The 25,453-nt window shown below is 50.7% G+C and carries 30 protein-coding genes and 2 pseudogenes; 25 read left to right on the forward strand and 7 right to left on the reverse strand.

The genetic code is table 11. From position 1 onward, the window contains the following. Window positions 1-1,051, forward strand: a 1,051-nt coding sequence (locus NP603_RS18970) for a Y-family DNA polymerase (protein ID WP_256612428.1), incomplete at its 5' end; no start/stop codon positions are given. 231 nt (window positions 1,052-1,282) lie between these two features. Here the strand turns inward: NP603_RS18970 and NP603_RS18975 are convergent. Together NP603_RS18975 and NP603_RS18980 are read right to left on the reverse strand one after the other, a co-directional pair. Continuing rightward, window positions 1,283-1,660, reverse strand: a complete 378-nt coding sequence (locus NP603_RS18975; RefSeq protein WP_256612429.1) for a DUF6933 domain-containing protein — start codon at window positions 1,658-1,660, stop codon at window positions 1,283-1,285. Between the two features lie 72 nt (window positions 1,661-1,732). Then, window positions 1,733-2,359 (reverse strand): plasmid pRiA4b ORF-3 family protein, encoded by a 627-nt coding sequence (locus NP603_RS18980; protein WP_256612430.1) that lies wholly within the window; start codon window positions 2,357-2,359, stop codon window positions 1,733-1,735. Between the two features lie 136 nt (window positions 2,360-2,495). On the opposite strand from NP603_RS18980, the gene NP603_RS18985 reads away from it, so the two are divergent. Beyond that, window positions 2,496-3,005, forward strand: a complete 510-nt coding sequence (locus NP603_RS18985; RefSeq protein WP_256612431.1) for a DUF1993 domain-containing protein — start codon at window positions 2,496-2,498, stop codon at window positions 3,003-3,005. 332 nt (window positions 3,006-3,337) lie between these two features. On the opposite strand, the gene NP603_RS18990 is transcribed toward NP603_RS18985, so the two are convergent. The 5 genes from NP603_RS18990 to NP603_RS19010 form a co-directional block, all read right to left on the reverse strand. Next, the gene (locus NP603_RS18990; RefSeq protein WP_256612432.1) at window positions 3,338-3,715 is read right to left on the reverse strand and encodes a protein-export chaperone SecB; all 378 of its coding nucleotides are present in this window, start codon (window positions 3,713-3,715) and stop codon (window positions 3,338-3,340) included. After that, on the reverse strand, window positions 3,716-4,012 hold the full coding sequence (locus NP603_RS18995) for a hypothetical protein (protein WP_256612433.1): 297 nt from the start codon (window positions 4,010-4,012) through the stop codon (window positions 3,716-3,718). A gap of 9 nt (window positions 4,013-4,021) precedes the next feature. Beyond that, window positions 4,022-4,600, reverse strand: coding sequence for a hypothetical protein (locus NP603_RS19000; protein ID WP_256612434.1), 579 nt, complete (start codon window positions 4,598-4,600; stop codon window positions 4,022-4,024). Between the two features lie 481 nt (window positions 4,601-5,081). Continuing rightward, window positions 5,082-6,788, reverse strand: a complete 1,707-nt coding sequence (locus NP603_RS19005; RefSeq protein WP_256612435.1) for a site-specific integrase — start codon at window positions 6,786-6,788, stop codon at window positions 5,082-5,084. Further along, a complete protein-coding gene (locus NP603_RS19010; protein ID WP_256612436.1) occupies window positions 6,785-7,702 on the reverse strand; it encodes a DNA-binding protein in 918 nt (305 codons plus the stop codon). Before NP603_RS19010 ends, NP603_RS19005 begins: the two co-directional genes overlap by 4 nt. Window positions 7,703-7,932: 230 nt before the next feature. On the opposite strand from NP603_RS19010, the gene NP603_RS19015 reads away from it, so the two are divergent. From NP603_RS19015 to NP603_RS19115, 23 genes and pseudogenes are all read left to right on the forward strand, one after another. Then, on the forward strand, window positions 7,933-8,622 hold the full coding sequence (locus tag NP603_RS19015; RefSeq protein WP_256612437.1) for a hypothetical protein: 690 nt from the start codon (window positions 7,933-7,935) through the stop codon (window positions 8,620-8,622). Window positions 8,623-8,855: 233 nt separating this feature from the next. Next, window positions 8,856-9,164, forward strand: a complete 309-nt coding sequence (locus NP603_RS19020) for a hypothetical protein (protein ID WP_256612438.1) — start codon at window positions 8,856-8,858, stop codon at window positions 9,162-9,164. Between the two features lie 276 nt (window positions 9,165-9,440). After that, entirely contained in the window at window positions 9,441-10,667 is a 1,227-nt protein-coding gene (locus tag NP603_RS19025) for a DUF1173 domain-containing protein (RefSeq protein ID WP_256612439.1), read from the forward strand. 43 nt (window positions 10,668-10,710) lie between these two features. Continuing rightward, window positions 10,711-11,070 (forward strand): DUF6876 family protein, encoded by a 360-nt coding sequence (locus NP603_RS19030; RefSeq protein ID WP_256612440.1) that lies wholly within the window; start codon window positions 10,711-10,713, stop codon window positions 11,068-11,070. A gap of 277 nt (window positions 11,071-11,347) precedes the next feature. After that, entirely contained in the window at window positions 11,348-13,285 is a 1,938-nt protein-coding gene (locus tag NP603_RS19035) for a PRTRC system ParB family protein (RefSeq protein ID WP_256612441.1), read from the forward strand. Window positions 13,286-13,287: 2 nt separating this feature from the next. After that, entirely contained in the window at window positions 13,288-13,722 is a 435-nt protein-coding gene (locus NP603_RS19040; RefSeq protein WP_256612442.1) for a hypothetical protein, read from the forward strand. 11 nt (window positions 13,723-13,733) lie between these two features. Next, window positions 13,734-13,949 carry a PRTRC system protein C gene (locus NP603_RS19045; protein ID WP_140911840.1) on the forward strand — a complete coding sequence of 72 codons (216 nt, stop codon included), beginning with the start codon at window positions 13,734-13,736 and terminating at the stop codon, window positions 13,947-13,949. A gap of 87 nt (window positions 13,950-14,036) precedes the next feature. After that, complete coding sequence (locus NP603_RS19050) at window positions 14,037-15,257, forward strand: hypothetical protein (RefSeq protein WP_256612444.1); 1,221 nt, start codon at window positions 14,037-14,039, stop codon at window positions 15,255-15,257. Continuing rightward, on the forward strand, window positions 15,250-16,020 hold the full coding sequence (locus NP603_RS19055) for a PRTRC system protein B (protein ID WP_064023661.1): 771 nt from the start codon (window positions 15,250-15,252) through the stop codon (window positions 16,018-16,020). The genes NP603_RS19050 and NP603_RS19055 overlap by 8 nt, the downstream gene beginning before the upstream one ends. A gap of 11 nt (window positions 16,021-16,031) precedes the next feature. Beyond that, a complete protein-coding gene (locus tag NP603_RS19060) occupies window positions 16,032-16,700 on the forward strand; it encodes a PRTRC system protein A (RefSeq protein WP_256612445.1) in 669 nt (222 codons plus the stop codon). Beyond that, window positions 16,697-16,912: a hypothetical protein gene (locus NP603_RS19065; protein ID WP_054758364.1), complete on the forward strand. Its 216-nt coding sequence runs from the start codon at window positions 16,697-16,699 to the stop codon at window positions 16,910-16,912. The genes NP603_RS19060 and NP603_RS19065 overlap by 4 nt, the downstream gene beginning before the upstream one ends. A 76-nt stretch (window positions 16,913-16,988) precedes the next feature. Then, window positions 16,989-17,714 carry a PRTRC system ThiF family protein gene (locus NP603_RS19070; protein WP_256612446.1) on the forward strand — a complete coding sequence of 242 codons (726 nt, stop codon included), beginning with the start codon at window positions 16,989-16,991 and terminating at the stop codon, window positions 17,712-17,714. A 78-nt stretch (window positions 17,715-17,792) separates the two neighbouring features. Beyond that, window positions 17,793-18,035 (forward strand): WGR domain-containing protein, encoded by a 243-nt coding sequence (locus NP603_RS19075; protein ID WP_082409599.1) that lies wholly within the window; start codon window positions 17,793-17,795, stop codon window positions 18,033-18,035. 30 nt (window positions 18,036-18,065) lie between these two features. Beyond that, entirely contained in the window at window positions 18,066-18,305 is a 240-nt protein-coding gene (locus NP603_RS19080; RefSeq protein ID WP_256612447.1) for an H-NS histone family protein, read from the forward strand. Window positions 18,306-18,314: 9 nt separating this feature from the next. Next, a pseudogene (locus tag NP603_RS22065) lies at window positions 18,315-18,383 on the forward strand (H-NS family nucleoid-associated regulatory protein); the annotation flags it as partial. A gap of 58 nt (window positions 18,384-18,441) precedes the next feature. Then, window positions 18,442-19,080 carry a hypothetical protein gene (locus NP603_RS19085; protein ID WP_256612448.1) on the forward strand — a complete coding sequence of 213 codons (639 nt, stop codon included), beginning with the start codon at window positions 18,442-18,444 and terminating at the stop codon, window positions 19,078-19,080. A 417-nt stretch (window positions 19,081-19,497) separates the two neighbouring features. Next, entirely contained in the window at window positions 19,498-19,746 is a 249-nt protein-coding gene (locus NP603_RS22070) for a site-specific integrase (RefSeq protein ID WP_371928908.1), read from the forward strand. A gap of 119 nt (window positions 19,747-19,865) precedes the next feature. Beyond that, a pseudogene (locus NP603_RS19090) lies at window positions 19,866-20,018 on the forward strand (IS5/IS1182 family transposase); the annotation flags it as partial. Between the two features lie 489 nt (window positions 20,019-20,507). Then, entirely contained in the window at window positions 20,508-20,924 is a 417-nt protein-coding gene (locus NP603_RS19095; RefSeq protein ID WP_256612449.1) for a hypothetical protein, read from the forward strand. Continuing rightward, the gene (locus NP603_RS19100) at window positions 20,921-21,091 is read left to right on the forward strand and encodes a hypothetical protein (RefSeq protein ID WP_256612450.1); all 171 of its coding nucleotides are present in this window, start codon (window positions 20,921-20,923) and stop codon (window positions 21,089-21,091) included. Before NP603_RS19095 ends, NP603_RS19100 begins: the two co-directional genes overlap by 4 nt. Before the next feature lie 11 nt (window positions 21,092-21,102). Then, window positions 21,103-21,789, forward strand: a complete 687-nt coding sequence (locus tag NP603_RS19105; RefSeq protein ID WP_256612451.1) for an imm11 family protein — start codon at window positions 21,103-21,105, stop codon at window positions 21,787-21,789. Window positions 21,790-21,891: 102 nt separating this feature from the next. Beyond that, complete coding sequence (locus tag NP603_RS19110; protein WP_256612452.1) at window positions 21,892-22,581, forward strand: imm11 family protein; 690 nt, start codon at window positions 21,892-21,894, stop codon at window positions 22,579-22,581. 35 nt (window positions 22,582-22,616) lie between these two features. After that, a partial coding sequence (locus NP603_RS19115) for an SPM autocatalytic domain-containing protein (protein ID WP_504138015.1) occupies window positions 22,617-25,453 on the forward strand: 2,837 nt, incomplete at its 3' end.

A 25,453-nucleotide genomic window follows, 5' to 3' on the forward strand; every position in this document is an offset into this window, starting at 1 on the left:
CCACATAAATGCCGATATGTCGGCACGGGTGATGTCGATACTGGAAACCTTCGCGCCGACAGTGGAAGTCTATTCCATCGACGAAGCCTTTCTCGATTTCACCGAGTTGTATCTTTGTCGCCGAGACCCGATCGCTTATGCCAAACAGATTAAACAAGCCGTGCAGCGTCAGGTCGGGATTCCGGTCTGCGTCGGCCTGGGCCCGACTAAGACCTTGGCCAAACTCGCCAACTTTGCCGCCAAAAAATGGCCGCAAACCCGCGGGATACTGAATCTGTCCGATCCGCTCAGACGGGAAAAGCTGATGAAGATCGTGCCGATCGATGAAGTCTGGGGTATTGGTCGCCAGCTATCCAAACAACTCAATCAGCTGGGCATAAGCACGGTTTGGGATTTAGCCCGGCAATCACCGCAGAAAATGCAACAACGATTCAGCGTAGTCATGGCTCGAACCATCATGGAGCTGAATGGCATTGCCTGTCTGGACCTGGAAGAAATTGCCCCCGACAAGCAGCAAATCGTTTGCTCGCGCAGTTTCAGTCGCAAATTGACCACGTTAGCAGAACTCAGCCCGGCGATAGCAGAATTTGCCTGCCGCGCCACCGAAAAACTCCGCCAGCAACACTCGGTGACCGGCTATGTCACTGCCTTTATTCGCACCAATCCTTTCGCCGAACACGAACCGCAAACCCAACGCGCCGCCAGTCAAAAACTCCAATTCCCCAGCCAGGACAGTCGATTGATTACCGGCATCGTCCAACAACTGCTAAAGGAAATTTACCGCCCCGGCTATAGCTATCAAAAATGCGGCGTGCAACTCAGCCAGATTCAACCGCAAGCCGCACCGGAACAATTCGATTTATTCGGTAGCCAGCAAACCCAGGAAAGCCCTGAGCTGATGCAAACCGTGGATCAGATCAATCGCCGGTTTCCCAAAGGCATTGCCATTGCCAGTACCAAAATCGACCAGACCTGGAAGCCTAAGGCGGAGAGGATTTCACAGCGCTATACAACGAATTGGCTGGAATTGGTTACGGTGAATTGCCGCTAGCAAATCAATTTAACCTTAATGCGTGATACTGTACTATTCGCACGTGCCATATCTCCCCTATAACGTGTTTGATCGCACTGTATAACCCGCGCGACCGCGCGACGTTCAAAGCGGCTAAGAGGTCGCGGCTCGGACTGATTCACCACTGATTTTGCGGACGCTCTAGGCCGAACAAATCATGCACTTCGTTGATGGCGCTGGAGGAAATCATGCCCATAACGAAGCGATTCATTATTTGATAATTTCCGGCAAACGGGGGCTGTGAACGCCTTCATCTTCCAGGTGGCACAGGTAGAAAAAAGCCAGCTCGTTTAACGAGCCCAGCACTCGTCTGCTGTTGGTGTTGGCAAACCTGACTTCGGCAAAGTCGGTCATCAGATTTTGAATAAAGGTCTGCTCGAAACCTTCCTCGGCCAATACACAATGCAGATAGGATTTAAACAGTTGGATCAGTTGGGTAGCGTCAAGCTGGGGTACATCGGCAATCAAGAAATTGAAAAGCGTTTGGTCGTTGGCTACCAACAGACAGGGGCGACCATCGATCTCGATTAGATTGAGGTGCCACGAGTAGATTGAGGTGCCACGAGCAGAAATTAGAGGTTTCGACACTCGCATCGACCAGGTCGGTTTTTTTCAGCTTGAGTGCAGTTTGCAGCTTTTTGGTACAGCGTAAAACCAGCATTATTTGCCGCCCCAACGGTTAAACAAGATACGCATGATCGCTGCGTTGGCCAATCGCCGGTCAAATCTCTCAGGGTCGAAATCGCCGTCTGCCCATTCGAGCAAATGGGCAGCTTCTTCAGAATTCGGTTCCTCCTGCAGGAATTCCAGAAAATCGGCATAACCCTCCGGGCCGCCGACATCTTCCGGAGGACCAGAGCGTGCGCCATCCAATACCCAGGCGCCGCCTTTGGGATCGTTGTCTAAGTCGTTGCGAATCTCCTCGACGGTCACCAGGTGTTCCCAGTTATCACCCAGATCGTAGCGATAGAGCATAGTGTCACCGGTAGCCAGCAAGCGATTCAAATAGGCTTTGCGCTCGTCCAGCATATCGAGCTCATCGCCTGGGTCCGGCAGGGCATAAATCTTGTCTCGAATTTTAAACTGATGCAGGTGATAGTCGCTCCAGCCAAAGGCGGCCTGAATAAAGTGGTGTAACTTCGCCAAACTGATACGGCCATCGACTTCCAACCTTCGCCAGATCGGTGGGCGAATTTCATTAGGCCTAAGCTCGATATGCAGCGTGTACAAGCATGGTTGACTGGTACTGTTGGTGTGTTTCTTACGAACGGGCTTTTGCTCGACCATGTTGAATCTCGATATATTAATGCGCTGTAGTTTAACCCCACGGCAACCGAATTCGAATCGACAATATTGATCGCGCGTTTTGATAAAGCGGCTTACACTACCCACTCGACTGATTCACCCGTGCAGGAGTTATCAGATGTCTTTATCCATGTTTGCCATTTCGGTTCCGCCCCTCGTCCGCAGTCTGACGCAATTACGATCCATTCTGGAAAAAGCAACTGATTTCGCAGAGACCAAAAGGTTTGATCCGTCGGTATTGGTCAACGCACGCCTATATCCCGACATGTACCCGTTGAAGCGTCAGGTGCAAATTGCTAGTGACGTTTCCAAGGGTGCTGTTTCCCGTTTAGCCGGACAGGAGCCTCCGAAGTTCGACGATGTTGAAAACTCGTTTGCCGAGTTGATCGAGCGAGTTGATAAAACATTGGCGCATATCAACTCGTTTCCCGCTGAGCAAATCGATGGATCGGAAGCCAAAACAATTTTGCTGCCCTTGCATGACCGAACATTGACTTTTACTGGCTTAACCTACGTGACAGACTTTGTGCTACCCAATGTTTATTTTCACGTGACTACTACTTACGCCATTCTGCGACACAACGGGTTGGAAATCGGCAAGAAGGATTACCTGGGTGACTTAGGTTGATTGTGGATTAATTCGAAAGTTGACATCCATTTTGTTTGGCTGACGGTGACATTTCGACCCCAATTTTACCGGTTGCTTTTCTACATTGCGGCCAGTCGGGGGGAAATCCAGATTTTGGAAACTGGCGGACTGCAAAGCAGCCGCTGGCGACCTCAACCAACCGGCCAGTTTGCGACGTTCAAGTATTTTCACCCTATGGCGGCTATAAACCATAAAGCTGTCTGTCAACGTTGAGTTACGGTTGTGGGATGTGGCGAGTTTACGAACCGCAACAGTCGCGAAGGGTGCTGCGCACATTGTTTACCGTATCCTAAAGGCTGGATTTTTGTCAATTATTCTGACTGGTTTTTTTGAAATTTCGTAAAATTTAGGGTAGGCAAAATAACAGGTTTAAAGCCCGCGTTAACAGTAATATTACTGATAAACGCCCTTAAAAAAGGGTAAGCAATCGCTGGTGCATTAATATTAACAAAATTTGAGTCTTTGAAAGAATCGTCAATTTCTTCGTCCGTTTCAAATCTTGCTAAATATTCAATATCAAGATTAAACTCTAGTGTTGAAAGCTTAATATTAAACACAATAAGAAACTCATTTTTGCTGGCCTCGGAAAATGCTGGAGAAAACGAAAAATCAAACTCCTCCTCTCGATTTTCGCCTACCAAATCAATAGCTAAGTGTGAAAGCTTCGTATCTATGAATTTAATATTCATTTAACAAGCCATTTGCTGGGCCGAGTAACATTCATCATTAGATGCAAAAAACTGTTCATTAGATTTAGATGAAAGATAAGTTTTTTCGATAGTTTCAGCGAACTCTGCTGTCAAAAAACTAGTTCCAGATATTTTAGACCTTTTTTTAAAACCGTTAGTATCAAAAGGACAAAACTCGTCTATGGTCGGACCTATGTTTGACTCTAAAGATTTATGAAGGCTCAAAAACTCTTCATCGCTCATGCTGTTGAGCCAATCATTAATCATGGATAATGATGTGTTATGAATGTCGTTCATTTCAATCACCTAGTATGTCCCTTGCGCGAAGGCGCTTGGATATATTGGAGTTTTTTCTATTATGTAATTATGAGCGTTTTCGAATACGCATAATTGCTGCCTAGTAACAAGAAACACTCTCTCTTTTTTCTTATCAGTAAAGTAAAAAAATTTCTCATATCTTTGATCAGCCGCTTTTATCGCCACATAAGGAAAATATGCTTTATTTTCTTGTGCTTTTAATCTTAGTGCACATAAGACAGCATGAACTGTTGGTGTTTCTGCATTTGGGTCTGCCTTTTTCAGTTTGTTGTGATAAGCCTCTAGTAATTCATAAAACTTAATCTGATCACTAACTGAGCCAACCAAATCCAACAAATAAGCCCTGTCAATCTTAATTATACATTTCAGAATAGCATGCCCGCCTCTGATGGAAGTCTCTCCCCAATTTTGCGCCCAATAGTCACTATCGGTCCAAAAATAGTATCCTTGGGTTAGCCATTGGTTGCTATTGTTTTGACTGATAAAAGGAGCATTTTCAAAAATATAGCGCCATCCTCCATTTGTTCTACATGTGTGATATCCAATTATTCTTAAAGATCCTTCCATAATTAAAATAATCTTACAAAGATAGGCACTTGGTTTCTTAACTAGAAAAATACAATCATGATGGCGCGAGCTAGTACCATTGAGCGCAAAAAAGGAGCCCGGCACATCAAAAACGCACCAGAACTCCTTCTAATTCCAACGTTACGATACCACAAACAACCCAATACTAGCTATGTTCAAACGCTTTATAAGCTCATACAGAACAAAAAACCATTCGAAAAGATTTTTCTCTTTCGTTAGAGTTGTCTGCAACCTACTAAAACCAAGGGATTAATCTTCACTCATACCTACTGTGCACAAATCACAGGGGCTGTTCTTGTAATCATGCACTAAGTGTTTGGACGGCTGCTTGATGTTTAATTCCTGTCATAGATATTGTGTAAACCTATGTCGATTTAGGGTCGAAAAGAGCCGGCCAGACCTTCTGTTTCATCGCCCGAAAGCGGTCGCTTCCACAATACAACACCCACCAAGCAATGCCTTAATCACCTGACATTCCCAATATGGCTTTGTACCGCGAGTCCTTGTCGGAATGAACGTAAATCGAAGTGGTCGCGATGTTTTTGTGGCCGAGATTGTCCCGCACAATTTCCAGGGGAACCCCTTTGTAAACGGCGTGGCTACCATGCGTATGGCGTAGCCAATGGGTACTGGCTCGACGTATTTTGTCTGCCGCGACAGGGTCGGTTGGACCGATATCGTCCGCGGCGGCTTCAAAAAAGGCCTTGAGCTTTTGGTACAGCGCCGATTCGCTGAGGAAAACGGCGCTTTGCGCGTCGTCAGGCGCATCCCTTAAGCGATTGCGTAATTTGCCGACAATCGGGGTGTTCGGCGCAGCATAACCAATTGGTTTGAGTTGCCGGTCTCGCAAATGAGCATTGATTTCGTCAATCAGCTGCGGAGCAATCGGGACCTGGCGATGCACCTTACCTTTACCGACGACGTTTAACCACCATTGGTCGCCGTCGTAACCGGTGAGGCGTTCCAGATCGCCAATTCTCGCTTTGGTCAATTCGTGAAGACGTAAACCGGTTAAGTAAGCGAAGCGCAGAATGAACAAGGTTCGCCGGTGATCGGCCCGCTTATTGTCCGGGGTAGCGGAGTTGTTGGCTTGCCGTTCGGCAAAGCCAATCAAATAGTCCCAGAGTGGGGGAGACAGTAATCGATCGGTGCCCTGGCGCCGCCCGTAGCCGCGCTTGCTTAAGCCGGCGAAGGGGTTGCTGTCCAAATAGCGCTGGCCTACCAGCCAGTCGCAGCAGGCGCTCAGAATGATTTCGGCTTGGCGAGCACTACTGGGTTTCAGCGGACCTTTGAACGGTTTCCATAGCGGTGACCAACGTTGTCCAGAGGGACCGATCCAGCGATCGGCCGGCTGCGGGTCTTCGAGGAAACGGCGAAATTCGGCGCAATCCGGCGTGGTCAGCGACGATATCGCCTTGCCGCGCTCAAAGATCGCCCACAACAAAAACCGCTCTATTTCCTTCCGGTAGGTGCGATGGGTCGGGGTTCCGGCGTCGTATAAGGACAGCCAGGCCAAAATCGCCTCGAAATCGTTGCCGGCGTCCAATAAACACCGTGAGACCGGGGCGCGGTTTGAGCCGGATTGCCCGCTCAGATGCTCGGGTGGCCGGAATCGTTCGATGGGGGCGATATCGGACGAACTCACTGTTACCGGGGGGCGTGCCGGGGGTTTTCTAGCCAAATCCAGACTGAGGCCCAATACCTCCGCATAATCGGCAAAAAAAGCCTGAATCTCGGTGGCGGATGTTTGGCCCAAGCGCGGGATTTGCGACCACCAGCGCTGGCCATGTCGGTTGATGAAATCCGCCAACTGGGTCAGGCTGTGAATGTTTTCGGTTTGCGCTAAGCGCGCCGCGGCCGCGGCTGGCAGCCAACGGCTACAGGCTTCATTCGGATGTGGCAATGGCGCCGGTTTGCTTTTCAGGCGATCCAAAGACTTCAAGGCTTTGTCAATCCACTCGGCACTGCCGGCGCACGGCTGTTGCCAAATGGCTGCATCGGCTGTCAAATTCAACAGCTCGGCTTTGCGCGCGAGGGTGCGGGACAGGGCCATGACGGTGCGACGGGTCTCAGCGGTACCGGCGTCATCCAAGTACGCCTCACCGAGCACTGGCCAGGATAAGCCTTGTATCCATCCCCGTAGTAATCCGAGCTCGTTGGGGGTCATCCGGCCGCCTTATCGGGGGTATTCTGGGCCGGCCGGCGTTGCTTTCTGACCAATTCGTGCAATCGGCGGCATTTGTCCTTCTCGGCCTGAAGCTCCACTTCCCGAGCAGCTAATTGCGCGCGTAAGGTGGCCAGATCGGCTTCCCACTTGAGTTGGTGTTCATGTCGATCGCTGAGTTGTTGCATCAATTGGGTAATCCGCGCCTGAGCCGTGGCCAGTTCGAGTCTAAAATCCTCCAGCTCGCGTCCCAGTGCGGTAATGGTCCGTGCATGTTCCTGACGCGCAGCGTTCTTTTCTTCCTCAATGCGAGCCAAATGCCAATCGTGTTGCTGATCGAAGCGATGCGACCAAGCTGATTCCTGTGCCTGCAGTGCCGCTTTGGATGTCGATAAACTGCCTTCCGCTCTGGACAACGCTTCTCGGGTGCTCGCCCATTCGGCGTTGGTGTGGCTGAGCGATTGGCGTGCCTCTGCCAGCGCAGTCGCCAATTCGGTATTCGCGTGCCGAAGTTCCTCGTTGTGTTGGCTCAGTTGCGATCGCTCGGTGTCCCATTGGGCTTGTTGGTCTACTAGCTGCTGTTGCAATTGGACAATCAGCGCTTGGTCGTTACGGGCGTTTTCTTCGAGTTGTTGTCGCTGTTCGTCAAACTGTTTACTGGCTTCCTTCAGGGCCAGTTGCCAGAGCGAAACGGCTGTATCCAACATTACGGCCGGCATATCCGGCCTCCCGAAGGTTTCTTTGTGCTTGTTGGCGAAATGCAGTGTCCAGTCTTTGATGGCTCGGCTGATCACGGTCGGACTATTCACGCCGATTCGATCCCGAATCGCGTCGATGGTCGGAAAGCGGCCGTCTTCCCTTAACACGGTATCGCAGCATTCGTAAGCGAGGGCATAGGTATCGGTTCTATTAGACATGGATGAAACCATAATTCACAGATGATTCATCTTCGCACGAAATTCACGGCATGCAATAGTGACCGGCCCGCCAATCTAACCTTCTCGTTGGTCCGTTTCAGATGGAGGGGTGGCAATAAGCAGAAGCTGACCCGCTGGCAAAGTGCATTTCAGAGGCATTTAGCCAGCGGGTTTGAATTTTCAAATACGCTAGCATGGCAGCCTTTCAATTTAGTAAAGGAAGGTGAGCCATGGCCGAAACCCAATCCGGATCCGGAACAGACCTCTATAGTCGCCCCAGCTTTACGCAGTCGCTGGTGCTCAACAGCGAATATAGCAAACGCGTCCATCAACGCTACTTCAAGCCCGTCGTGTCCGCGCTGTACATGATCGACACGATTTTATACATCATCGGCGAAAAGGACCATATCGATCAGGTACAAGAGGCGGTGTCCGGGTTGATCGAGGCGTGTACTCAAGATCTGCTGAGAGAAATCGAGCGGCTGGAGAAATTGAGAGACGATAACGGTGTTTCCGGAACGCCCAAATACAGTAATCCCGGTCGGTACGATATCGAAATTGTCTCGCCTCAGGTGTCGCAGTTCGTCTCGTTGATGCTGAAAATGGACGACGCCATGAAATTGGTCGACACCCTTTGGCTAAGCAACATCATCCCGAACGACAAGCGCGCGGACACCGAGCGGCAATGGCAACTGCGGATTCAGAAACTGGCCCGCCGGATCATTAGCCTCCGCGGTAGCGCTTACAGAGAAGCACGTGCCCGCGGCAAGACGACCGAAGTCGAAACCGCTACACAAGCCTTGATTGACAAAGGTGTCGACCTCGATACCGACGATGGGAAAGATCTAGCGGATATCGAGACAGATGGCGAGGAAGAGACAGAGGCTGTGGCGCCGAAATCGACGCGGCGGTACGGCTAACTTTTAAGCTTTCGTGGCAGGGATGCCGTGCAGGTGAATTTCAGAGGCATTTAGCCAGCGGGTTTGAATTCCGGTTTTTGATATAACGGTTCGCGCTAACGTTCAAGGAGGTAGCTGGCTTCCCTAAATAATCAGCATATCTAACGACTCCCGGCGACGGACAGTCAATTTAAACCCTAAACGGGGGAATTCTCCGTTTAGGGGGAGTCCTCCGTCTAATTTAGGAGGATCTCATGAAAATGCGCAAAGACACAGCGGTGCAGGTTCATCCCAGCGTCGAACAGTTCGATATCTTCGTGATCGATTGGGACGCACTGCCTCAATTCACGGAATCGGAATTCGACGAGCTGCGTTACCGTTTGTTGCTGGCGATGTTGAGTTCGCTGAAAGACTTACGGGTCTGCGACGAACAAAAGGCGGATGCCTTGGAATGGTTGACAAGTGACGACACGTCGCCGTTTTCGTTTCGAGTCTGCTGCGAGTCGGAAGGTGTCGATTTCGAAGTAATGCGTGATCTGATTTTGGATCACTTGAGAATGTAATTTACCGAATCGCATCCCATGTTTCATGGGATGCACCTTATTCCTGGCGGCCTCTGGGGTGGGTTTTATGAGTCAAGCGGAACATGGCGGGCATTCTCCTTCATTGGAAGGGATTGAATCCAACCGTACCGACGTGCAGAGGCCGTTCGCGATCATTCATGTCAAACCCCACATCTGTAATCCGGGTTCCCATCATCCGGATATGTCGTGCCGCGCCTGTGGCACTGGCAGCTATGCCGAAGACGCTGCTTCACCCTCTGACAAAACAGACAAACCATGAGCCATTATCGATTAGACGGTATCGAATTCACCGAAGCTCACGAGGAGTTTCAAAACATATTGGCCCGAGCGTACGCCAATAAGCAACGGCCGATGTGCTTGTGCATGGCGGACGGCGTCGAACTGTATATTGCCTATGCCCATGAACGATATTGGCTGAAACGGATGCCCAATTCCGGCGAACGCCATCATCCGGGCTGCGAATCCTACGAACCGCCGGCCGAATTGTCCGGCTTGGGTCAGGTGTACGGATCGGCCATCAAAGAAAATCTCGATACCGGCGTTACCCAATTGAAGTTCGACTTTCGTCTGGCTCCAGGGAAAAGCCGAACGCCGGCCCTAGCATCCGAAACCGATGAAGCGGCCAAGCCGACCAGCATTAAAGCGTCCGAAGCCAAACTCGGCCTGCGCGGTTTGCTGCATTATCTCTGGGAGCAAAGCGGTTGGCAGCGCTGGGCGCCAGCGACCGAGTCACGGCGCAATTGGCATGGGTTGCGCAAAGCCCTGTTGGGGGCCTGCGCCGGAAAAGTCGCCAAAGCCATGCCACTGGATGAAATCGTGTTCATTCCGGAAACGTTCATCCTCGAAAGAAAGGATGAAATCAGCGCCAGAACGGCGAAGTCCTTGGCTTGCTCGGACAACCAAAATCGCTTTCGGATGTTGATTGGCGAACTCAAGGAGATCAAGCCGGCTCGTTTCGGACATAAGCTGGTTATCAAGCATCTGCCGGAGCACCCGTTTTATCTAAACGACCAGACCTATAAGCGCATGGTTAAGCAGTTCGATGCGGAATTGCTTTTGTGGCGAGGGATCGAATCCAGCCACTTGATTGTTATTGCGACTTTTTCGATTAACCAAGCAGGCTACGCGGAGTTGGACAACCTCAGCTTGATGAATGTCTCGTCGCAATGGATTCCGTTCGAAACTGCCGACGAATTGGCGCTAATCGAGTATTTGGTGGCGGAGGGCCGCTCGTTCAGCAAATGTTTGCGCTACAACCTGGCCAGAACGAAACCGTTAGCGTCGGCGGTACTGGTCGATATCAGAATGCCCTTGGCACTTTATATTGCCCGAGACGGCGCCGGGGATGAATCAGCGGATGGAATCGATGGTTTGATCGTCGACAGTCAGACGGCGTCGTACATCTGGGATCCAAAACAACCGGGTTTACCGTTCGAACCACAACAGGGGAAACCTCAAATCGCCTATGCCGCAACTGTATAACCTTCAATCCACAACGACTTTAGGAATTGAGGCCTAATTGGTCATGAACACAGTCAATTTAATCGCGATTCTCACGCTTTATCGTCTAGCCGACGACGGTCTATGGCATGGCTACGGTGCGCACAGCTCGATTCGGATTACCACAGGCGTGAAAGAGTTTGTCGAGGCCGCCGGACAGACTAAATTATTGGCTTGGGCGGTGTCGGTTTTGCCGCCGCTTTCAAATTGTTATCCGTGGCTCAGGATCGAATTAACTAGCAGCGCCGGACAGGCGTTGTTATCGGTGACCGACGAAAAGGGTAAGCGGGTGACCGAGGATTCCTTGTCGTGGCCCGACCAACAGGTCGGACGTTGGATATTCTACTGGACGGACAGGGTATTACTGTTGTCCGGCGAATATTGAATAAATCCATAAGTCATTAAAAGACAAGCCATCGGCGTTTGCCGAGGCATTTAGATCTTACTCTCTTTATCTAATCTCGGTCGCTTTCATCTTATTCGGACATCAGGTTGCGAGTGTTGTGATCTGAATACTATTCGCCGGCCCCGCTTTCACAATGCATATCCGTTGATTTTTGGTGTTGCATATTCAAAAAGCCATGTAACAGTTATTTCGTGATTCGAATATTTCCTATTCGAATAAACCATGCCAATAATCCAAATAATGATGGAGCTTATCGATGGCCGCGAATAAAAAAAGTACCATTCAATTTAAAAGTATGCCGATCAATTTAATATCAATCCAAGATGGGTTTAATCCCAGGGTTTATTTTAGTGATGGTGAAATGCAAGAACTAATCGCATCAATTAAATCCGAAGGAGTTCTGCAACCAATCGTTGTTAGGCCTCAACCGGACAACAAAACCTATTGGGTCGTGGCCGGCGAGCGCCGCTATCGCGCCGCCGTTGCGGCAGGACTGTCCGAAATTCCGGCCGTTGTGCGTCACCTGGACGATAAACAGGCGCGGCTGGTGGCTACCATTGAAAACACCCAGCGAGCCGATATGAGTCCAGGCGAAGAAGCGATCGCGGCCCGAAATGTACTCAGCGACTGCGACGGTGATAGAGCGGAAGCATTGCGGTTACTAGGGTGGTCTGCCAAGAAGTTCGAGGCGAGGCTGCTGTTGTTACATGCCTCGACAGAGGTCTTGAATGCCCTGACAGCGAGAGCTATTCGGCTGGGTCACGCTGAATTGCTATGCCAGCTACCGTCCGATTTTCAAAATGCCACGCTGGAGAAATTAATCGAGCACCAGTATTCGGTTCCTGAATTGAAAGCGCGATTGAGTCGATTTGCCAGACCGTTGGAAAGCGCGATTTTCGATCGGACCGAGTGTGCGTCCTGCCATCACAATTCGTATTTGCAAGCGAACTTGTTCGACGAGCATGTTGAAAGCGGCCTATGCGCCAACCCCGATTGTTTCAACCAAAAAACCCAGGATGCCGTCGAAGCCCGGAAGTGCGATTTGCACGACCGGTACGCGGCGGTGTTTCTCGATACCGAAAAGCCGCCGCAGAGCTTTGTGGTCGTGATACAAACGGGGCAAAACGGCGTGGGCAAAACGCAATTCGAAAAGGGGTGTAGTCAGTGTCGACATTTTGGAGCCCTTCTTTCGACCAATCCCAATTCGCCGGGGAAAGTCAGCGAAGACTGTTGTTTTGACCTGGATTGCCACGGCCAAAAAGTGCGGGGATATCAAGCAAGCTTATCGAATCCGGGTTCATCCACGATGACCGGGAATACAGTCACAGCGACGGGTGCCGATGCGAAGAAGGGCGCCAACCCCGGCCGAGCCGATTCGGCTCATAAGCCATCGGACGGAACCAGCGGCGCCACACCGGGTAAAGTGCTCGAACACATCGAAGGCTTTTTCCGAGATACCGGCGCCAAATACATTGTCCAACATCGGCACGGTAAACTGTTGGTCAACAGTTATGCGTTATACCGGCTAGTGCAAACTACCTTTCCCAAAGAGGCCTTACCGATTGCCGCCGGAACGAAACAAGCGAGCTGGCCGATGTTCGGTACCCTGCGCGACTTTGTCGACGCATTCGGCTATCTCAGTATTGAAGAAATGATGGCCTTCAACGAGCGGATACTGACGCATTTGCTGGGACAGCATGAACGTATCAACACCACCATGAGCAAAGCTTGGGCGATGGGTTCCGCCGGGGTTTGCAAGTTCATGGATATTGCGCTCCAGGACGAGTTTATCGTAACCCGCGAGTTTCTGAGCGCTTTCACCAAATCGGGGATGGAGGGTTTGTTACGGGAAGCGATCAATGGAAAAGGGGTGGCTTTTGTCACCTATTTCGAGGGTATCAACGAGAAAAACACCTTCGCCAACCTGATGAAAAAGAAAAATGGCGAAATTTTGGACGAGGTCTTTGGCTGTGGCTATGACTTTGCCGGATTCGTCCCGGCTTGCGTTATCCAATTCATGGGAGAGGATAAACCCGTCTCCGATCCGAACTCAACGCACACAGCCGCTACGACCAGCAGCGCGTTAGCTTTGTCGGCGACCAACAGCATCCCTGAGTCGGGTTGGTTCGATGACGATGACGACGAGCGCATCGCCAACCAATACTACACACTAGACCCTGAATTAGAGGTTTAACCATGTTTGCACAGTTCGAAACAATTTTAGGCGATGGCGAAAGAATCGATTTTTCCATCTGCCGCCAAGGCAATCGTTTAACGGTGTTGATTCAACCCTGCTTCAACGGGCCTGCCTCCGGCATTGACGACCCGCAATTGCAACAGGTCAGAGCGGCACTTTCGATGCCGCTTTGCGTCACCGATATGGCCGCGAATCTGGACTGGGATTTTCCGGCCTGTTTAATGCAGTACGTGGACGTGGTGTCGGACGGTAAGAGTGTATTTGCTGAGTCCATGTCTCGCATTAGAGAGGCCGCAAAAACAGCCAATAGTCTCACAACGGCATCGACCGCGAACGAGAAGGCCGCGCAAACGCCAAAAAAAGCCGAGGGCGACGACAACGACACGGCGCCGGTCGGCGCCAATCTTCCCACCGATAGCAAAAGCTTATTTTGAGGTCAGCCAATATGTCCGGCGCCATTGTGACAAGACCCACGCGTGTATTCAAAATGGGTGCGATCAGGCTGGCCGATCCGGCCCCGAATTTGCCGCCCATCGATGCCGTCAAACTCTACGAAAAAGCCTATCCGCATTTAGCGAATGCGGTGCTGGGCGAGCCGCAACTGATCGGCGATGAATTGCACTTTCCGATTAAAACCCATGAAGTCAAAACCAAAGGATAGTACGGGTAATCTTGCCCTATTACAGCAGTGGGCGAGTGGTTTGCCCACTACCGATGACAGCGACAACGGCCTAATGGATTCAAGCGTATGTGTTCTGTTCCTGCTTTCGAGAACGATCAAATTGAAGCGAACGGCGTTAACCCATGTCCCCGCGCAAACCTTGCCCTTGATTTGAATGTATTGTTTAAGGAAGTGCGCCTGGACTTCGACCTGCAGTTGTTGGTTGGCGGGATTGTCGAACAGCAAGCGATCCAGTTATTCCGGCAGAACAGAGCAGTGTTCAGCACCGCGATACTGTTAGCTTATGAAATGGGCTTGGTAACGCCAGCCGAAATTGACGAGCACTTCGCCGGCGGATCACAGGCGCTTACCGGGCTGTACCGGGAAAGTTTAAAGCGGATTGACGCCAAGTTGAATGCGGTCGCGCAAGCGATCGTCGGCGAGGATGACGACGATTTTGAAGTGATCGCCTTCGAGTTCCGAGTCAGGGAAGAATACGGCCGTAACGAGGCCGGCCCACAGCCTGTGGATTTGGTGATGGCCCTGAATCCGCGATTCACGCAGTTGGATTTGATCGAAGTCGATCGGGCGTTGGCGAAGGTGGTTATTGGCTGTATTCGCTATATCCAAGATTTCGGCGAAATTGGCATCTGTGCCTGCGATATCCAGCGGACGGGGATTGGCTTTTTCCTTGAAGACGAGCTGAGCGAATTGAAAGCCGAAATCGATGGCGGCAATAACGCCAGTGATCGGGAACTCGCCGAGTTGTTTCTAGAACGAGGCCAGTATCCCTTCAGCGAATTCACCGATGATGCGGATTATCTGGAAGAGCGCATCGAATTACTGCGGCGAATCATTAACAATGACCCGGAGAAACTCTTCGGCGACATTCCGGATTTGAAAGGTATTCGAGCGTTTCATCGCTTACACAAGCAGCAGGACGCTTATGTCACCAGCCCCTGGTGGCCGTTTATCGAAGAAAGCCTCGCGTTTATTCGGTTCGTTGAAAAAATAAAAAAGAACCATCACCCCGAATTCACGATATTTGACTCCACCGGGTCTTTTTATAGCGATTGCGGCATTGGGGTGGGTCATGCTATCGGCTTTGGCTTTGACTGGGAAGATACACTCGCTGCCGAACTGTACGAAGACATTGCCAATGCCGGTGAAACGCCCATGAGTTCAATCGCGTTGAACCCTATTGCGTTAAACCAGACCGCTGACAAACTGATGATACTGGCTAAAGCGAGAGGGTTAATTCGGTTGGCCGAAATGATTCAAATAAACCAGCAAGGTGACGATGACTGAATTTTTTGCACACTGTGTCGAACCGTCGGCCAGAATTAGCCCGATGACCGCCATTCTCGTTCACGAACTGAAACATATAGGGACTGGGGCGAGCGGCGTTAGCGGTAGCAGACTGATTTCATCCGCGCATGAGTTTTTCGAGGGCGATGACGGTAAGCTGGTCGTGGGCGCCGGCAAGCTAATGGGGCGTGACGATCTGGAAAACTTGCTCCGGGAAATCCTGAATAGATCGCTGCGAAAAGCGACGCTATTGCCAACGGCGGTGGTCTCGATCAGCAGCACGCATATCGCATGGACGACCCCGGCCGCAGTTCGCCCCATGATATTCAAGCCGGTAGGATTGAAGCCGCAAACGCTGACGGTGCCTTGGCCGCGTTTACTGATGGTGGCTAACAGCAACAGTCATTTCTCGGTTGCGGCATTAGCGAGCAACCGGAGGATTACGGCGCATACGAAGCTCTACCACGCGCCCTTGATGAACGTTAATCAGGTTGGCAGAGTGTGTACTGGCAGTGCGCCATTGCCGGATTATTGCGATGCCGAGCAATTAACGGCCTGGGAAGCGGTAATGTTCGAAAGCGCATTCACCCATGTCAATCATCCGCATAGCCTGAAAGTCGGCCATCAAGCAGACGCCGTCGAAACCAAAGACTGTTTCAAATTCTGGGCCGATCTGGCCACGCAAAACACAGTGCGATTTCCAAACAGCGCATTAAACCCGTTAAAAATGTCCGTTACAGACTTTATCAGCAGACACGCATAGGCAGACTGAAGATGATGATGAATGCCTATCTAACCGACCCGCGCGACCGGATTTTGTTTGGTGAAACACCCACCTATATGCAGCCGCTGTTTGGCGAAAAGCTGCCGGCGCCGGAACTCGGCAAACACCGCTTTGTGATTGGCCAAGAAGGTGTGGTGTTAGAGGCCATCAATGAAGTGTTCGAAGTCAGGCTCCCGGTGGCTCAGTCGATCATCAAATTGCCCTATGGGGTTCTTGGGGCGCAAGGCGTTCGGCTTCGACATGGGGCGATGCCGTTTCGGTTATTGGAAATCATTGAGCAAAAGGCCACGTCGGCCTGCCCCGACGAGTGGGCCGGATGGGTGGTTTGGGATGTTTTGCACCAGGGCTACGCATTGATCGAACCCGAGATTCAGAGCGTCGGGCCAGGGCATGTGTCCTATCGCAACGAATTGCCTGAAGGTAGTGAGATCGTCCTGGATGTGCATACCCACGGCCGGATGCCCGCGTTTTTCTCAGGAGTGGACGATGTTTCCGATCGGCACGGTTTTTATGTCGCCGGAGTGATCGGGCATTGCCACGATCGTAAAAATTACGCTACTCGAATGAATGTAAACGGCCATTTTTTCGATTGCGAGGATTTCAGGTTGTTTTTTGATCAAGTTCTAGATCGGATTCAGATCGGGAGTAGTCGGACATGATTATTATGTTGGAGCAAGACAAAAAAGGCGGCTTTTCAAAAAAACCGTACATTGAGGTAATAGGGCCAATGACACGAATTATTTGGGGCTGGTGGTCTGTTGCCGTATTTGAGAATTGCGGCATTAACGATGTCAGCCGAGTGTTCAGAGCGCACGAACGCGACTTGTTGGTCAGCCAAGGGCGACTTGAAAATAATAGGCCAGCAAGCTAATGGCTTATTCTAATTGCATCAGTGATGAACCGGGTAGTATTTAACACTACGTTTGAAATTGAATATGAAACCGACTATGTTTAAATTCTATACCCCCGCAAACTGGCTTGAAAATCGCGTTAAGATTGCGCTGATTGGCGTTGGTGGCACTGGATCGGAAGTATTGACCAGTTTGGCGAGAATCGATTATGCGATCCGCGAATTGGGACATGCCGGTTTTCATGTGACGGCATGGGATGGCGATCAGGTCGAAAGGCCTAATATTGGCCGGCAGGCCTTCTATCCGAGCGATTTAGGCCACAATAAAGCCGTACTCACCATTCAGCGTATTAATTATCTCTATGGTCAGGATTGGATCGGAATTCCTGAAATGTTTTCTATTGAATGCAATAAGCCGGAATATTTCGATCTGGTTATTACGTGTGTGGACGTGGCGCAATTTAGAGCCGATTTAATCCAGTGTTGCCGTTCTAAACACTGCAGAACGCTATGGTTGGATACCGGCAATGGCGCACATACCGGCCAAGTGATTTTGGGGCGGTTGTCGCATCACGATGATTGCCAGATTACCCTGCCTTCCGTATATGATTTTCACCCCGAATTGGATGGAATGGTCGATTCGAATACACCGTCTTGTAGCATGGAGGAAGCGTTAGCCAGCCAAGAGTTACCAATTAATCGCGCGATCGCAAATGTGGCGATGCAACTGATTTGGGGTTTATTGCGCAATGGCGGCTTAAATTGGCAAGGTGCCTATCTTGATATTACAAAAGGCTCGCAAATACCGATTAACATCGCTTAGTCATTTTCAGAAATACGGATGACGATTCTTCATTTTTATCGTATATTAATAATGTCGTTTCTTTCTAACGTTATTCTTATGTGCGGTATTTACCTGGAACGCCATGATGCGGATTCGAATATTCATCGATTCTATGCGCTGACGATATCGCCCGGTATTTTTAGCGACTGGTCTTTAGTAAGGGAGTGGGGCCGGGTTGGATCGCCCGGAACCGTGCGCTCTAATTGGTATGAATCGGAAGAAGAGGCGATAAAGGCTCAAAATGACATACTGCGAACAAAACAGCGCAGAGGCTATACGTTAGCCGCGATAACGTGTTAATACTTTAGATTCTCTATTAAGGAATAAATAATGCTTGAATTTGATGGTAAATCCGAAGGCGAATTGCTCGATATTATCAATAGCGCAAAAAGTCAGCTCAGTGCGAGAATCAGCGAAAAGCGAGAACAGGTGATCGCTCAAATTAAAGAATTAGCGGCTTCGATTAATGTGTCGGTGGAGATTATTGATGCCACCGTGAAAACAAAAGCCTCTCGCAACCCCCAAGTTGCACCGAAATATCGCAACCCGGCTAATGCAACCCAAACCTAGACAGGTCGTGGTGTTGCGCCAAAATGGATGAAGGAATTATTAGGGGCCGGGCGGAGCAAAGAGGAATTTTTAATATGAATTCTCCGGCTCATTCCAGGCAGGCTTTGTACGGCCGTAGCTAGATCCGCCCAGGACTATGCGTTCTAAAGCTTGGGTTCTATTCGGTTTGTTGGCCAGTATGGGTCTAAACGGCTGCGCGACTCACATTGCGCTAAAACCTGACGCCGACGATCGGGCAAAAAAATATGCGGCCTGCCGGGAGGAAGCCGACAGTCTGTATGCCGTTACGCCAAGGTACCCAACGCATAGTCGTTATCCTTGGCGGGCATATTCGCCGAACACGCCGGCTTTTCGGTTCAATATGGGCGATACCTTGGACGACGGCGATCTGGATGTCGCGGCCGTCGGAAAGCTTCCTTGTTTCAGACAATCTCCGCCGCCCGGTGTCGAGCTTGACGAGCGGATCTGGGGGCAAATTCTCAGAGAACGCGAGTTCTTAACGGCTGGTGAGTATTTCCAGATGTGGAAGTTATGCGGGGGTGGTAAAAAATACCAGTTTCTCGATGAATGTCCGCAATACCAAATCCGGGCCGACTTGTGCCAAGACCAAGGTCGAAATTGCAAACTCGATATGACCGATTTAACGGATGAAAATCGAAAAATAGCAATGAATGCGTACTTGCGCAGCTTGCTCGTTAAAACGTTGCGCAAGGAGGGTCGCATTGATGACAAGGGTCACATCATTCGTGGTAATAGACCAATTTATCTTCAATGAAACTATATTAGTTAGAGTTTATCGGATTGCGAGGACATGCTAGTATCCGGTTTGTTAGTTTGGTATTGCTCGATGTACTGCCGAATGATCTTAATCGGCGCACCGCTTCAGCTACTCGCAAAGTAGCTGGGCTACCATAGAGCACCACACCACAACCTCTTTCGGATGTTCTGATAATAATTTTCCGACTGGAAATGCCTATCAAACTGAGTTTGATCATGGCAAATTTTGCCAAACGAGGCCAGAAAATCCGGTCCCTTAGCGCGGCCAAGTTTGAACCCGTTACTATTGATAACGTATTATCAATAGTGTGATTAGCCCGTGACCGACACCTCCAAAATCCAACAACTTGTTCCGATCGCGAACCGGATTCTAACCGCCGAAAATTTCCGCCGGTTGTCCGACGTGCCGCCTTAGGTGGAATGGTACGCCAACCTGACGTATCCGCAAACCCGCCGCGTTTACCAAAATGGCGTTGAGGACTTTACGCGCTCCGCCGGCATCCAACGACCGGAAGAATTCCGCGACGTGACTCGTGCCCATGTCATTGCCTGGCGGGACGATTTGGGCGATCGTGTCCTAAATGGTACAACTATTAGGCACCGGCTATCGGCCTTTACTTTTGCGACAGAAACGCCGTTGCCAATAATCCAGTCTAAGGCGTAAAACGACCGAGTCAGACCTGGATTGGCCACACCGGCTTACACGATACTCTGCCGTCGCCAACAGCATTTGCAGGTGTGTATTTCCTATCACCTCAACCCAAGTGGCTATGCGGCATCGAACGACTAGGCAGAGCCATTTGGAAGAAATGGAGTGGTTACGATCGTCGCAGCCCAGTTGAAACCAAAATGCGTTGCTTCAAGCTGCTGGGTGAACGGGTCAAAGCGCGTATTTTTAATAGCCAAGTCGCTGAGTTGCAAATTCGAGCCGCGATATCACCAAATCTGTTGGCTTCGTTACTCGGGATTTTTAAAAATCACTGCCCAGGAAGCCAAATTAATCCCGAGCCGAGTGATACTCATCGCGGGGAATGGATACAATTGCTAGTGGTTAGCTTGGTCTGTTCTTCCTTGCTGTTTCAAGTCACCTATTCGGCAGCCATAATCCCCGCTTGACGGGGCATATAGCAGGATACCTGCTCGTTTGCGGATACTGGGCGGTTTTGGCTTGCCGTTAGGCAAGCTCTATCTGGAGCCGTGGTATGTTCTGAAATGGGCGGAGGTTATGGAAGCCCAGTCAATTTAACGCCGAGCAAGCGGGCGATTGGCGACAAAGCGAATAACCCTATCGCATTGCCCGATTGGACTTAAGGACAGGTCTGTTCGCAAAAGCGATTTGCGACAATTTGCTAACGCCGATTGTCATCGTTTAGATGCGCGGCTAAAACCACAACCCTACCGGCAACCAATTTTAGAGACTAACAGATGGCACGAAGGGAATCGACAAACGACAGGGAAGGTTATGCCTGCCTACGCAACCACCACGCTCGGCATCGATCCGGATTCGCCAGCCTGACTCACTGGAAAAAACTTAACCTAGTCGTTATCGGCGTAACTTCGAGAAAGGTCGGCGGCAACCTGGGGGACATCAACCTGATCCAGGATACCTTCCACAGCCGGTTTACCGATCACGTGGTTACCGGTCCGACGGCCGCCACCTTCGCCGACGCTTACGCCGGCCACGCTCTGATCGTCAACATCCAAAACAACGCAGCCAGCAGTGCCAGCTACAGAGTCTGGACCAATAAACTGACGCTTTTGGAACAGTTCAATTGGTGGATGTTTAACTCCTTACCGACGGGTGTGGTGGCAAACGATCAAGCTTGGAGAATGACGGCATGAAAAACGAAAATCTGTTGATGCAGGGCCTAAAAAATACAGCGGCTGCATTGGCGAATCCTGCGAAACCATCACCCGCTTCGGATAAACGCGCCCGTTTACAGTCTTTTTCCGCTTACAGCCGCACATTGGTTTTAACCGGAAAGAATCTAAAACAACACAAATTTTAAATACAAATCCCATGACCCATTTTTATCGTTTTTGCCAAGCATTCGATGCTATCTCATCAGGCGACTTTCTCTTGATGAAGGCATATCGTCCGTCAGGCAAGGAGGGCATGCTACCCATCGAGTGGACTAAGGCCATGGAAGTGATCCCCCAAGACCCACCTTGGCCGCATTGCAAGGTGTTGCGTGCCCCGCTGTATCCGGCAGCTTACGAGCAGGAATACAACATGTTCAGGCTGAAGCCCGGTACGGCCATACCGGACTTTTACGGTACCGGTGAGCGCCTTTTGGTGTCGGAACGGGCGCGAGCGGTGCTAGAGACCTGCGACGATTTCGAGCACGAATACATCGAAACGGAAATTCAGAACGAAAATCGGCAACGGATCAATGAACAAGCCTATTACTTGTTGAGTGTCAGGCGTTATTTAAGAATCGAGGCACTGGGTGAAAAGCTCAATACGAGCCTTATAACGTTTTCCGCAGATGCATATGAAGAGGATTACTTGCCCGTCCTACAGAACCAGCCCGAGCTAATGGAAAAAGTGGCGCAATTGCCGTTGTGGCGGCATCGCTTGAATGAGTCTGTGGTTTATATGAACGAGCGAGTGCTTACCACTTTGCGAGATGCCGGCCTAACCGGCCTTAGCGAATACAGCAGCCGCATGGGCGAACCCGGCGAAACCATTGCCTATTTCGGATAAATGCACCTGTATACAGTCTTTTTCCGCTTACGGCCGCGCATCGACTTTAGCCGGAAAAAATCTGATACAAAAAACTTAAATATAAAACCAAGGAGAACTGCTATGAGCCATTTTTATCGTTTGTACACTATCAATGATTACACCGGTAAAAAATGCGGAATCGGTGTAGCTGATACATATCGGCCCTCCGGCAAAACTGGAAGTTTACCCCCCGAATATTGGCGATCCATGGAAGAAATCCCACTCGATCCCCCCTGGCCTCATTGCAGGATGCTGCGCGCACCTCTTATGCCTGAGGAATATAAACAGGAACATTATATTTTTAATCTGCGACCAGGGATCGAACTTCCCGATATATGGGCATGGGGAACGCGAGCCTTAGTCTCTGAACGCGCCAAAACTGTGCTGGAAAGCTGCGACGATTTCGGACACGAATATATCGAAACTGAAATCCAGGACAATAACCGCCAACGCGTCAACAAAACACCTTATTACCTGCTAAGTGTCCGCCGTATTCTACAAATTGACGAACTAGGTGGCACCATAGAAAACCGGCACAAAATGTTTTGTCCGGATTATATGGAAGAAAAAATCCTACCCGTAGTGCAACAGAACTCTGACCTAAAAGAAAAATTATCGCAATTACCATTATGGCGCCAGGACAGAAATGTGAGCGTCATTTATATCAGCGAAACGGTACTGGAGAAACTAAGAGAAGCCGGTATTACAGGCCTTAACCCTTATACCAGTTACGACGGGAAGCCGGGCGAATCTCTTGCCCGTTTTGAATAAACCGACCCTCCCTATATCGAATTGGAAATTCAATTATGACAACACCTGAGATTAATCTGGATATCAACCTCGTAAAAGGTGAGAGCAAAACTTATAGGCGCGCCATTCAGGCGGCGTTTGACGGCAGATTAGCGGAAGGCGATCCTTTGGCGGCTTCCTATGACCATGCTACATGGAGCAGTGATCAGACCCACCACCTGATCGCGGAAAAGGTCATAAATAATGACCTCGTGCTCAAAGAGTTCTTTGCCAATCTGCGCACGGCTACTATCGGTGCACCTGGTGGTGCATACGTTTTCGATATCAATAACCCTAATAATCTGGTTAATTTGCCGACTACCAATGATGTCCGGAGCGGAAATACTACGCTTAGCGCCGCCTTGCATAATGGCAATTCTGCTGAACATCAGGCTTTCGATGCCTTTACACGAAAGGTATTACATGAAATCGTAGATCAATATACGATTGCTGAAAGAAACCTCGGTCAACCCAATCAACCTGTAGACTCCCCCGAAGCACGGCAAGCTTTAGCGTTGAAGGCAGCGGCCCAAGTTGAGGACTTTCAGCGAACCTTGCGTGCGGGGTTATATGGAGAGACCGCCAGCGAAATCAAGTATTTCGTCAATATAAACGATGAAATTCTGATAGCCCGTTACGCGGACCAGGGTTACGCCAATAAAAGCCCAGAAGATAGACGAATTTTTCTTGAACAAAATGTTTACAACGCTGACCCCAAAACGATTGTCTCTCAGGGGGATGTATTAACCCAAACGCTGTCCGACGGCCGCTCACAAATCCGCCCGTTAACCACGGACGCCATGAATACATTACTAGCCGATTCGGCCGGCAAGTCCTCTATCAACGGCGTCCTTCACGAAGATTTTGTTCGCCTGAAATTCGACCTTATTGCTAACAGCGCACAGACCCCGGAAGCAATTAAGGCCGTCGAGAAAGCCATTCTGAACTACAACAACGTCAAGTCGGCCGAATTCGCCGATAAATTAACGTATTCCATAAACATCGATCCACCTGAGCGGTATCACGAAGCCAAAATGGCGCAAGATATGGTGATCGGGTACAACCAGGAACGCTTCGACATCGCCAAGGCTTTAGGTGATGTAATTGAAATGGCCAGAACATCCGAAGCGCTGAAAAAAGCCAATGCGGCGGGCTTGATAATGGGCTTCATGGGCATGACAGCGGATGCGCTTGCCGCGATACGCGATGGTGATTCTAAACGTGCGTTAGAGATTTTCAAGGAAGGCTTCATAGGTTTTGCCGCTGGTGCTTTGATCTTTGGTGGGCTCGAAGCCTTCGGGGCATTACTCGTCGCTGCCGGTTCTCCGCTGATTGGTGGACTTATCCTTGCTGCGGTACCAGTATATGGAGTTTTGGAAACGATCAAAATGATTCCTCATTTTGTGGATAGTATCGCCAACCTCTTTACCTCCGCCACCGTCGCCACCCCACCCGTCCGCCGCGACCCCTTGGTCTTCGACTTGGACGGCGACGGCCTGGAAACCGCCGGCGTCAACACCGCCAACCCGATCTACTTCGACCACGATGCCGACGGCGTCAAAACCGCCACCGGCTGGGTCGAATCCGACGATGCCTTCCTGGTGCTGGACAAAAACGCCAATGGCACGATAGACAGCGGTCGCGAGCTGTTCGGCGACGCGATGCTCAAAAGCAACGGCCAACTGGCCGCCGATGGCTTCGACGCGTTGCGCGACCTGGATGCCAACCTGGACGGCAAAGTCGATGCCGCCGACGCTCAATTCGCCAACCTGCGCCTGTGGCGAGACCTGAATCAAGACGGCATCAGCCAGGCCAACGAGCTGTTCACGCTGGGCAGCCAGAACATCGCCGCCATCAACGTCGGCAGCACCGAGCACAGCCAAATCCTCGCCAACGGCAACCAGTTGGCCGACATCGGCAGCTACGTCAAAACCGACGGTAGCGTCGCCACCCTAGGCGAAGTCACCGGCCACCTGGGCGACATCAACCTGATCCAGGATACCTTCCACAGCCAGTTTACCGATCACCTGGATACCACCGGCTTCGAAGCGCTACCCGACATGCATGGCGCCGGCCAAGTCAGAAACCTGCGCGAAGCCGCCACCCTGTCGCCGGCACTGGCGCAATTGCTGGCCGATTTCGCCGCCGCCGACCGTACCGGACAGCAAGCCTTGCTGGACACCATCTTGAAAGCCTGGAGCGAAACCAGCACCATGGCCGCGACCTTCACCGGCGCCTACGCCGGTCACAGTCTGACCGTCAACATCCAAAACATCGCCGCCGGCAGCGCCGCCTACAACGCCTGGGTCGACAAACTAACCATCCTGGAACACTTCAACGGCCGTACGTTCAACACAGTCCCGGCCGGTACGACGGCGGCGACTATCAACCTGTGGAGCGTCACCCAGGATTTGCTGCAAAGCAGTTACGACGCGCTAAAGAATTCGGTTTACCAAAGTCTGGTATTGCAAACGCGGGTACAACCGTTGCTGGATTTAATTTCGTTGCGCGTGGACGAAAACGGCGTTGCCTTGGATTTTACCGAAGTGAATGCGGAGTTCGATCGTCGCGCCGCGATAAATCCAGGCAAGGCAGCCGCCGACCTAGCGGAATTTACCATCATGACCCAAGACTCGCTCAAAGACAGCGGCTGGCGAGGATGGGAAAAACTGGTCGAATACGTTAACACCTACCCGATGACCCCGGAAATGCGTAGCGAGTTAGTTTTGGCCGGGGTCAAATTTGACGGCACAGGCGGAAACGATACTGTCGTAGGCGATGCCGGGAACAACAACATTTCAGGCGGGGCCGGTAACGATACGATTTATGGGGCGAATGGGGATGACACCCTAAA

The organism is Methylomonas aurea (assembly GCF_024505045.1).
In the GTDB taxonomy this organism is placed as follows: domain Bacteria; phylum Pseudomonadota; class Gammaproteobacteria; order Methylococcales; family Methylomonadaceae; genus Methylomonas; species Methylomonas aurea.

What these genes read in the sequence shown, in the direction of transcription:
- NP603_RS18980 (WP_256612430.1), bottom strand. Translation starts at nt 2,359, where the DNA reads ATGGTCGAGCAAAAGCCCGTTCGTAAGAAACACACCAACAGTACCAGT.
- NP603_RS18985 (WP_256612431.1), top strand. Translation starts at nt 2,496, where the DNA reads ATGTCTTTATCCATGTTTGCCATTTCGGTTCCGCCCCTCGTCCGCAGT.
- NP603_RS18990 (WP_256612432.1), bottom strand. Translation starts at nt 3,715, where the DNA reads ATGAATATTAAATTCATAGATACGAAGCTTTCACACTTAGCTATTGAT.
- NP603_RS18995 (WP_256612433.1), bottom strand. Translation starts at nt 4,012, where the DNA reads ATGAACGACATTCATAACACATCATTATCCATGATTAATGATTGGCTC.
- NP603_RS19000 (WP_256612434.1), bottom strand. Translation starts at nt 4,600, where the DNA reads ATGGAAGGATCTTTAAGAATAATTGGATATCACACATGTAGAACAAAT.
- NP603_RS19005 (WP_256612435.1), bottom strand. Translation starts at nt 6,788, where the DNA reads ATGACCCCCAACGAGCTCGGATTACTACGGGGATGGATACAAGGCTTA.
- NP603_RS19010 (WP_256612436.1), bottom strand. Translation starts at nt 7,702, where the DNA reads ATGTCTAATAGAACCGATACCTATGCCCTCGCTTACGAATGCTGCGAT.
- NP603_RS19015 (WP_256612437.1), top strand. Translation starts at nt 7,933, where the DNA reads ATGGCCGAAACCCAATCCGGATCCGGAACAGACCTCTATAGTCGCCCC.
- NP603_RS19020 (WP_256612438.1), top strand. Translation starts at nt 8,856, where the DNA reads ATGAAAATGCGCAAAGACACAGCGGTGCAGGTTCATCCCAGCGTCGAA.
- NP603_RS19025 (WP_256612439.1), top strand. Translation starts at nt 9,441, where the DNA reads ATGAGCCATTATCGATTAGACGGTATCGAATTCACCGAAGCTCACGAG.
- NP603_RS19030 (WP_256612440.1), top strand. Translation starts at nt 10,711, where the DNA reads ATGAACACAGTCAATTTAATCGCGATTCTCACGCTTTATCGTCTAGCC.
- NP603_RS19035 (WP_256612441.1), top strand. Translation starts at nt 11,348, where the DNA reads ATGGCCGCGAATAAAAAAAGTACCATTCAATTTAAAAGTATGCCGATC.
- NP603_RS19040 (WP_256612442.1), top strand. Translation starts at nt 13,288, where the DNA reads ATGTTTGCACAGTTCGAAACAATTTTAGGCGATGGCGAAAGAATCGAT.
- NP603_RS19045 (WP_140911840.1), top strand. Translation starts at nt 13,734, where the DNA reads ATGTCCGGCGCCATTGTGACAAGACCCACGCGTGTATTCAAAATGGGT.
- NP603_RS19050 (WP_256612444.1), top strand. Translation starts at nt 14,037, where the DNA reads ATGTGTTCTGTTCCTGCTTTCGAGAACGATCAAATTGAAGCGAACGGC.
- NP603_RS19055 (WP_064023661.1), top strand. Translation starts at nt 15,250, where the DNA reads ATGACTGAATTTTTTGCACACTGTGTCGAACCGTCGGCCAGAATTAGC.
- NP603_RS19060 (WP_256612445.1), top strand. Translation starts at nt 16,032, where the DNA reads ATGATGATGAATGCCTATCTAACCGACCCGCGCGACCGGATTTTGTTT.
- NP603_RS19065 (WP_054758364.1), top strand. Translation starts at nt 16,697, where the DNA reads ATGATTATTATGTTGGAGCAAGACAAAAAAGGCGGCTTTTCAAAAAAA.
- NP603_RS19070 (WP_256612446.1), top strand. Translation starts at nt 16,989, where the DNA reads ATGTTTAAATTCTATACCCCCGCAAACTGGCTTGAAAATCGCGTTAAG.
- NP603_RS19075 (WP_082409599.1), top strand. Translation starts at nt 17,793, where the DNA reads ATGTGCGGTATTTACCTGGAACGCCATGATGCGGATTCGAATATTCAT.
- NP603_RS19080 (WP_256612447.1), top strand. Translation starts at nt 18,066, where the DNA reads ATGCTTGAATTTGATGGTAAATCCGAAGGCGAATTGCTCGATATTATC.
- NP603_RS19085 (WP_256612448.1), top strand. Translation starts at nt 18,442, where the DNA reads ATGCGTTCTAAAGCTTGGGTTCTATTCGGTTTGTTGGCCAGTATGGGT.
- NP603_RS19095 (WP_256612449.1), top strand. Translation starts at nt 20,508, where the DNA reads ATGGCACGAAGGGAATCGACAAACGACAGGGAAGGTTATGCCTGCCTA.
- NP603_RS19100 (WP_256612450.1), top strand. Translation starts at nt 20,921, where the DNA reads ATGAAAAACGAAAATCTGTTGATGCAGGGCCTAAAAAATACAGCGGCT.
- NP603_RS19105 (WP_256612451.1), top strand. Translation starts at nt 21,103, where the DNA reads ATGACCCATTTTTATCGTTTTTGCCAAGCATTCGATGCTATCTCATCA.
- NP603_RS19110 (WP_256612452.1), top strand. Translation starts at nt 21,892, where the DNA reads ATGAGCCATTTTTATCGTTTGTACACTATCAATGATTACACCGGTAAA.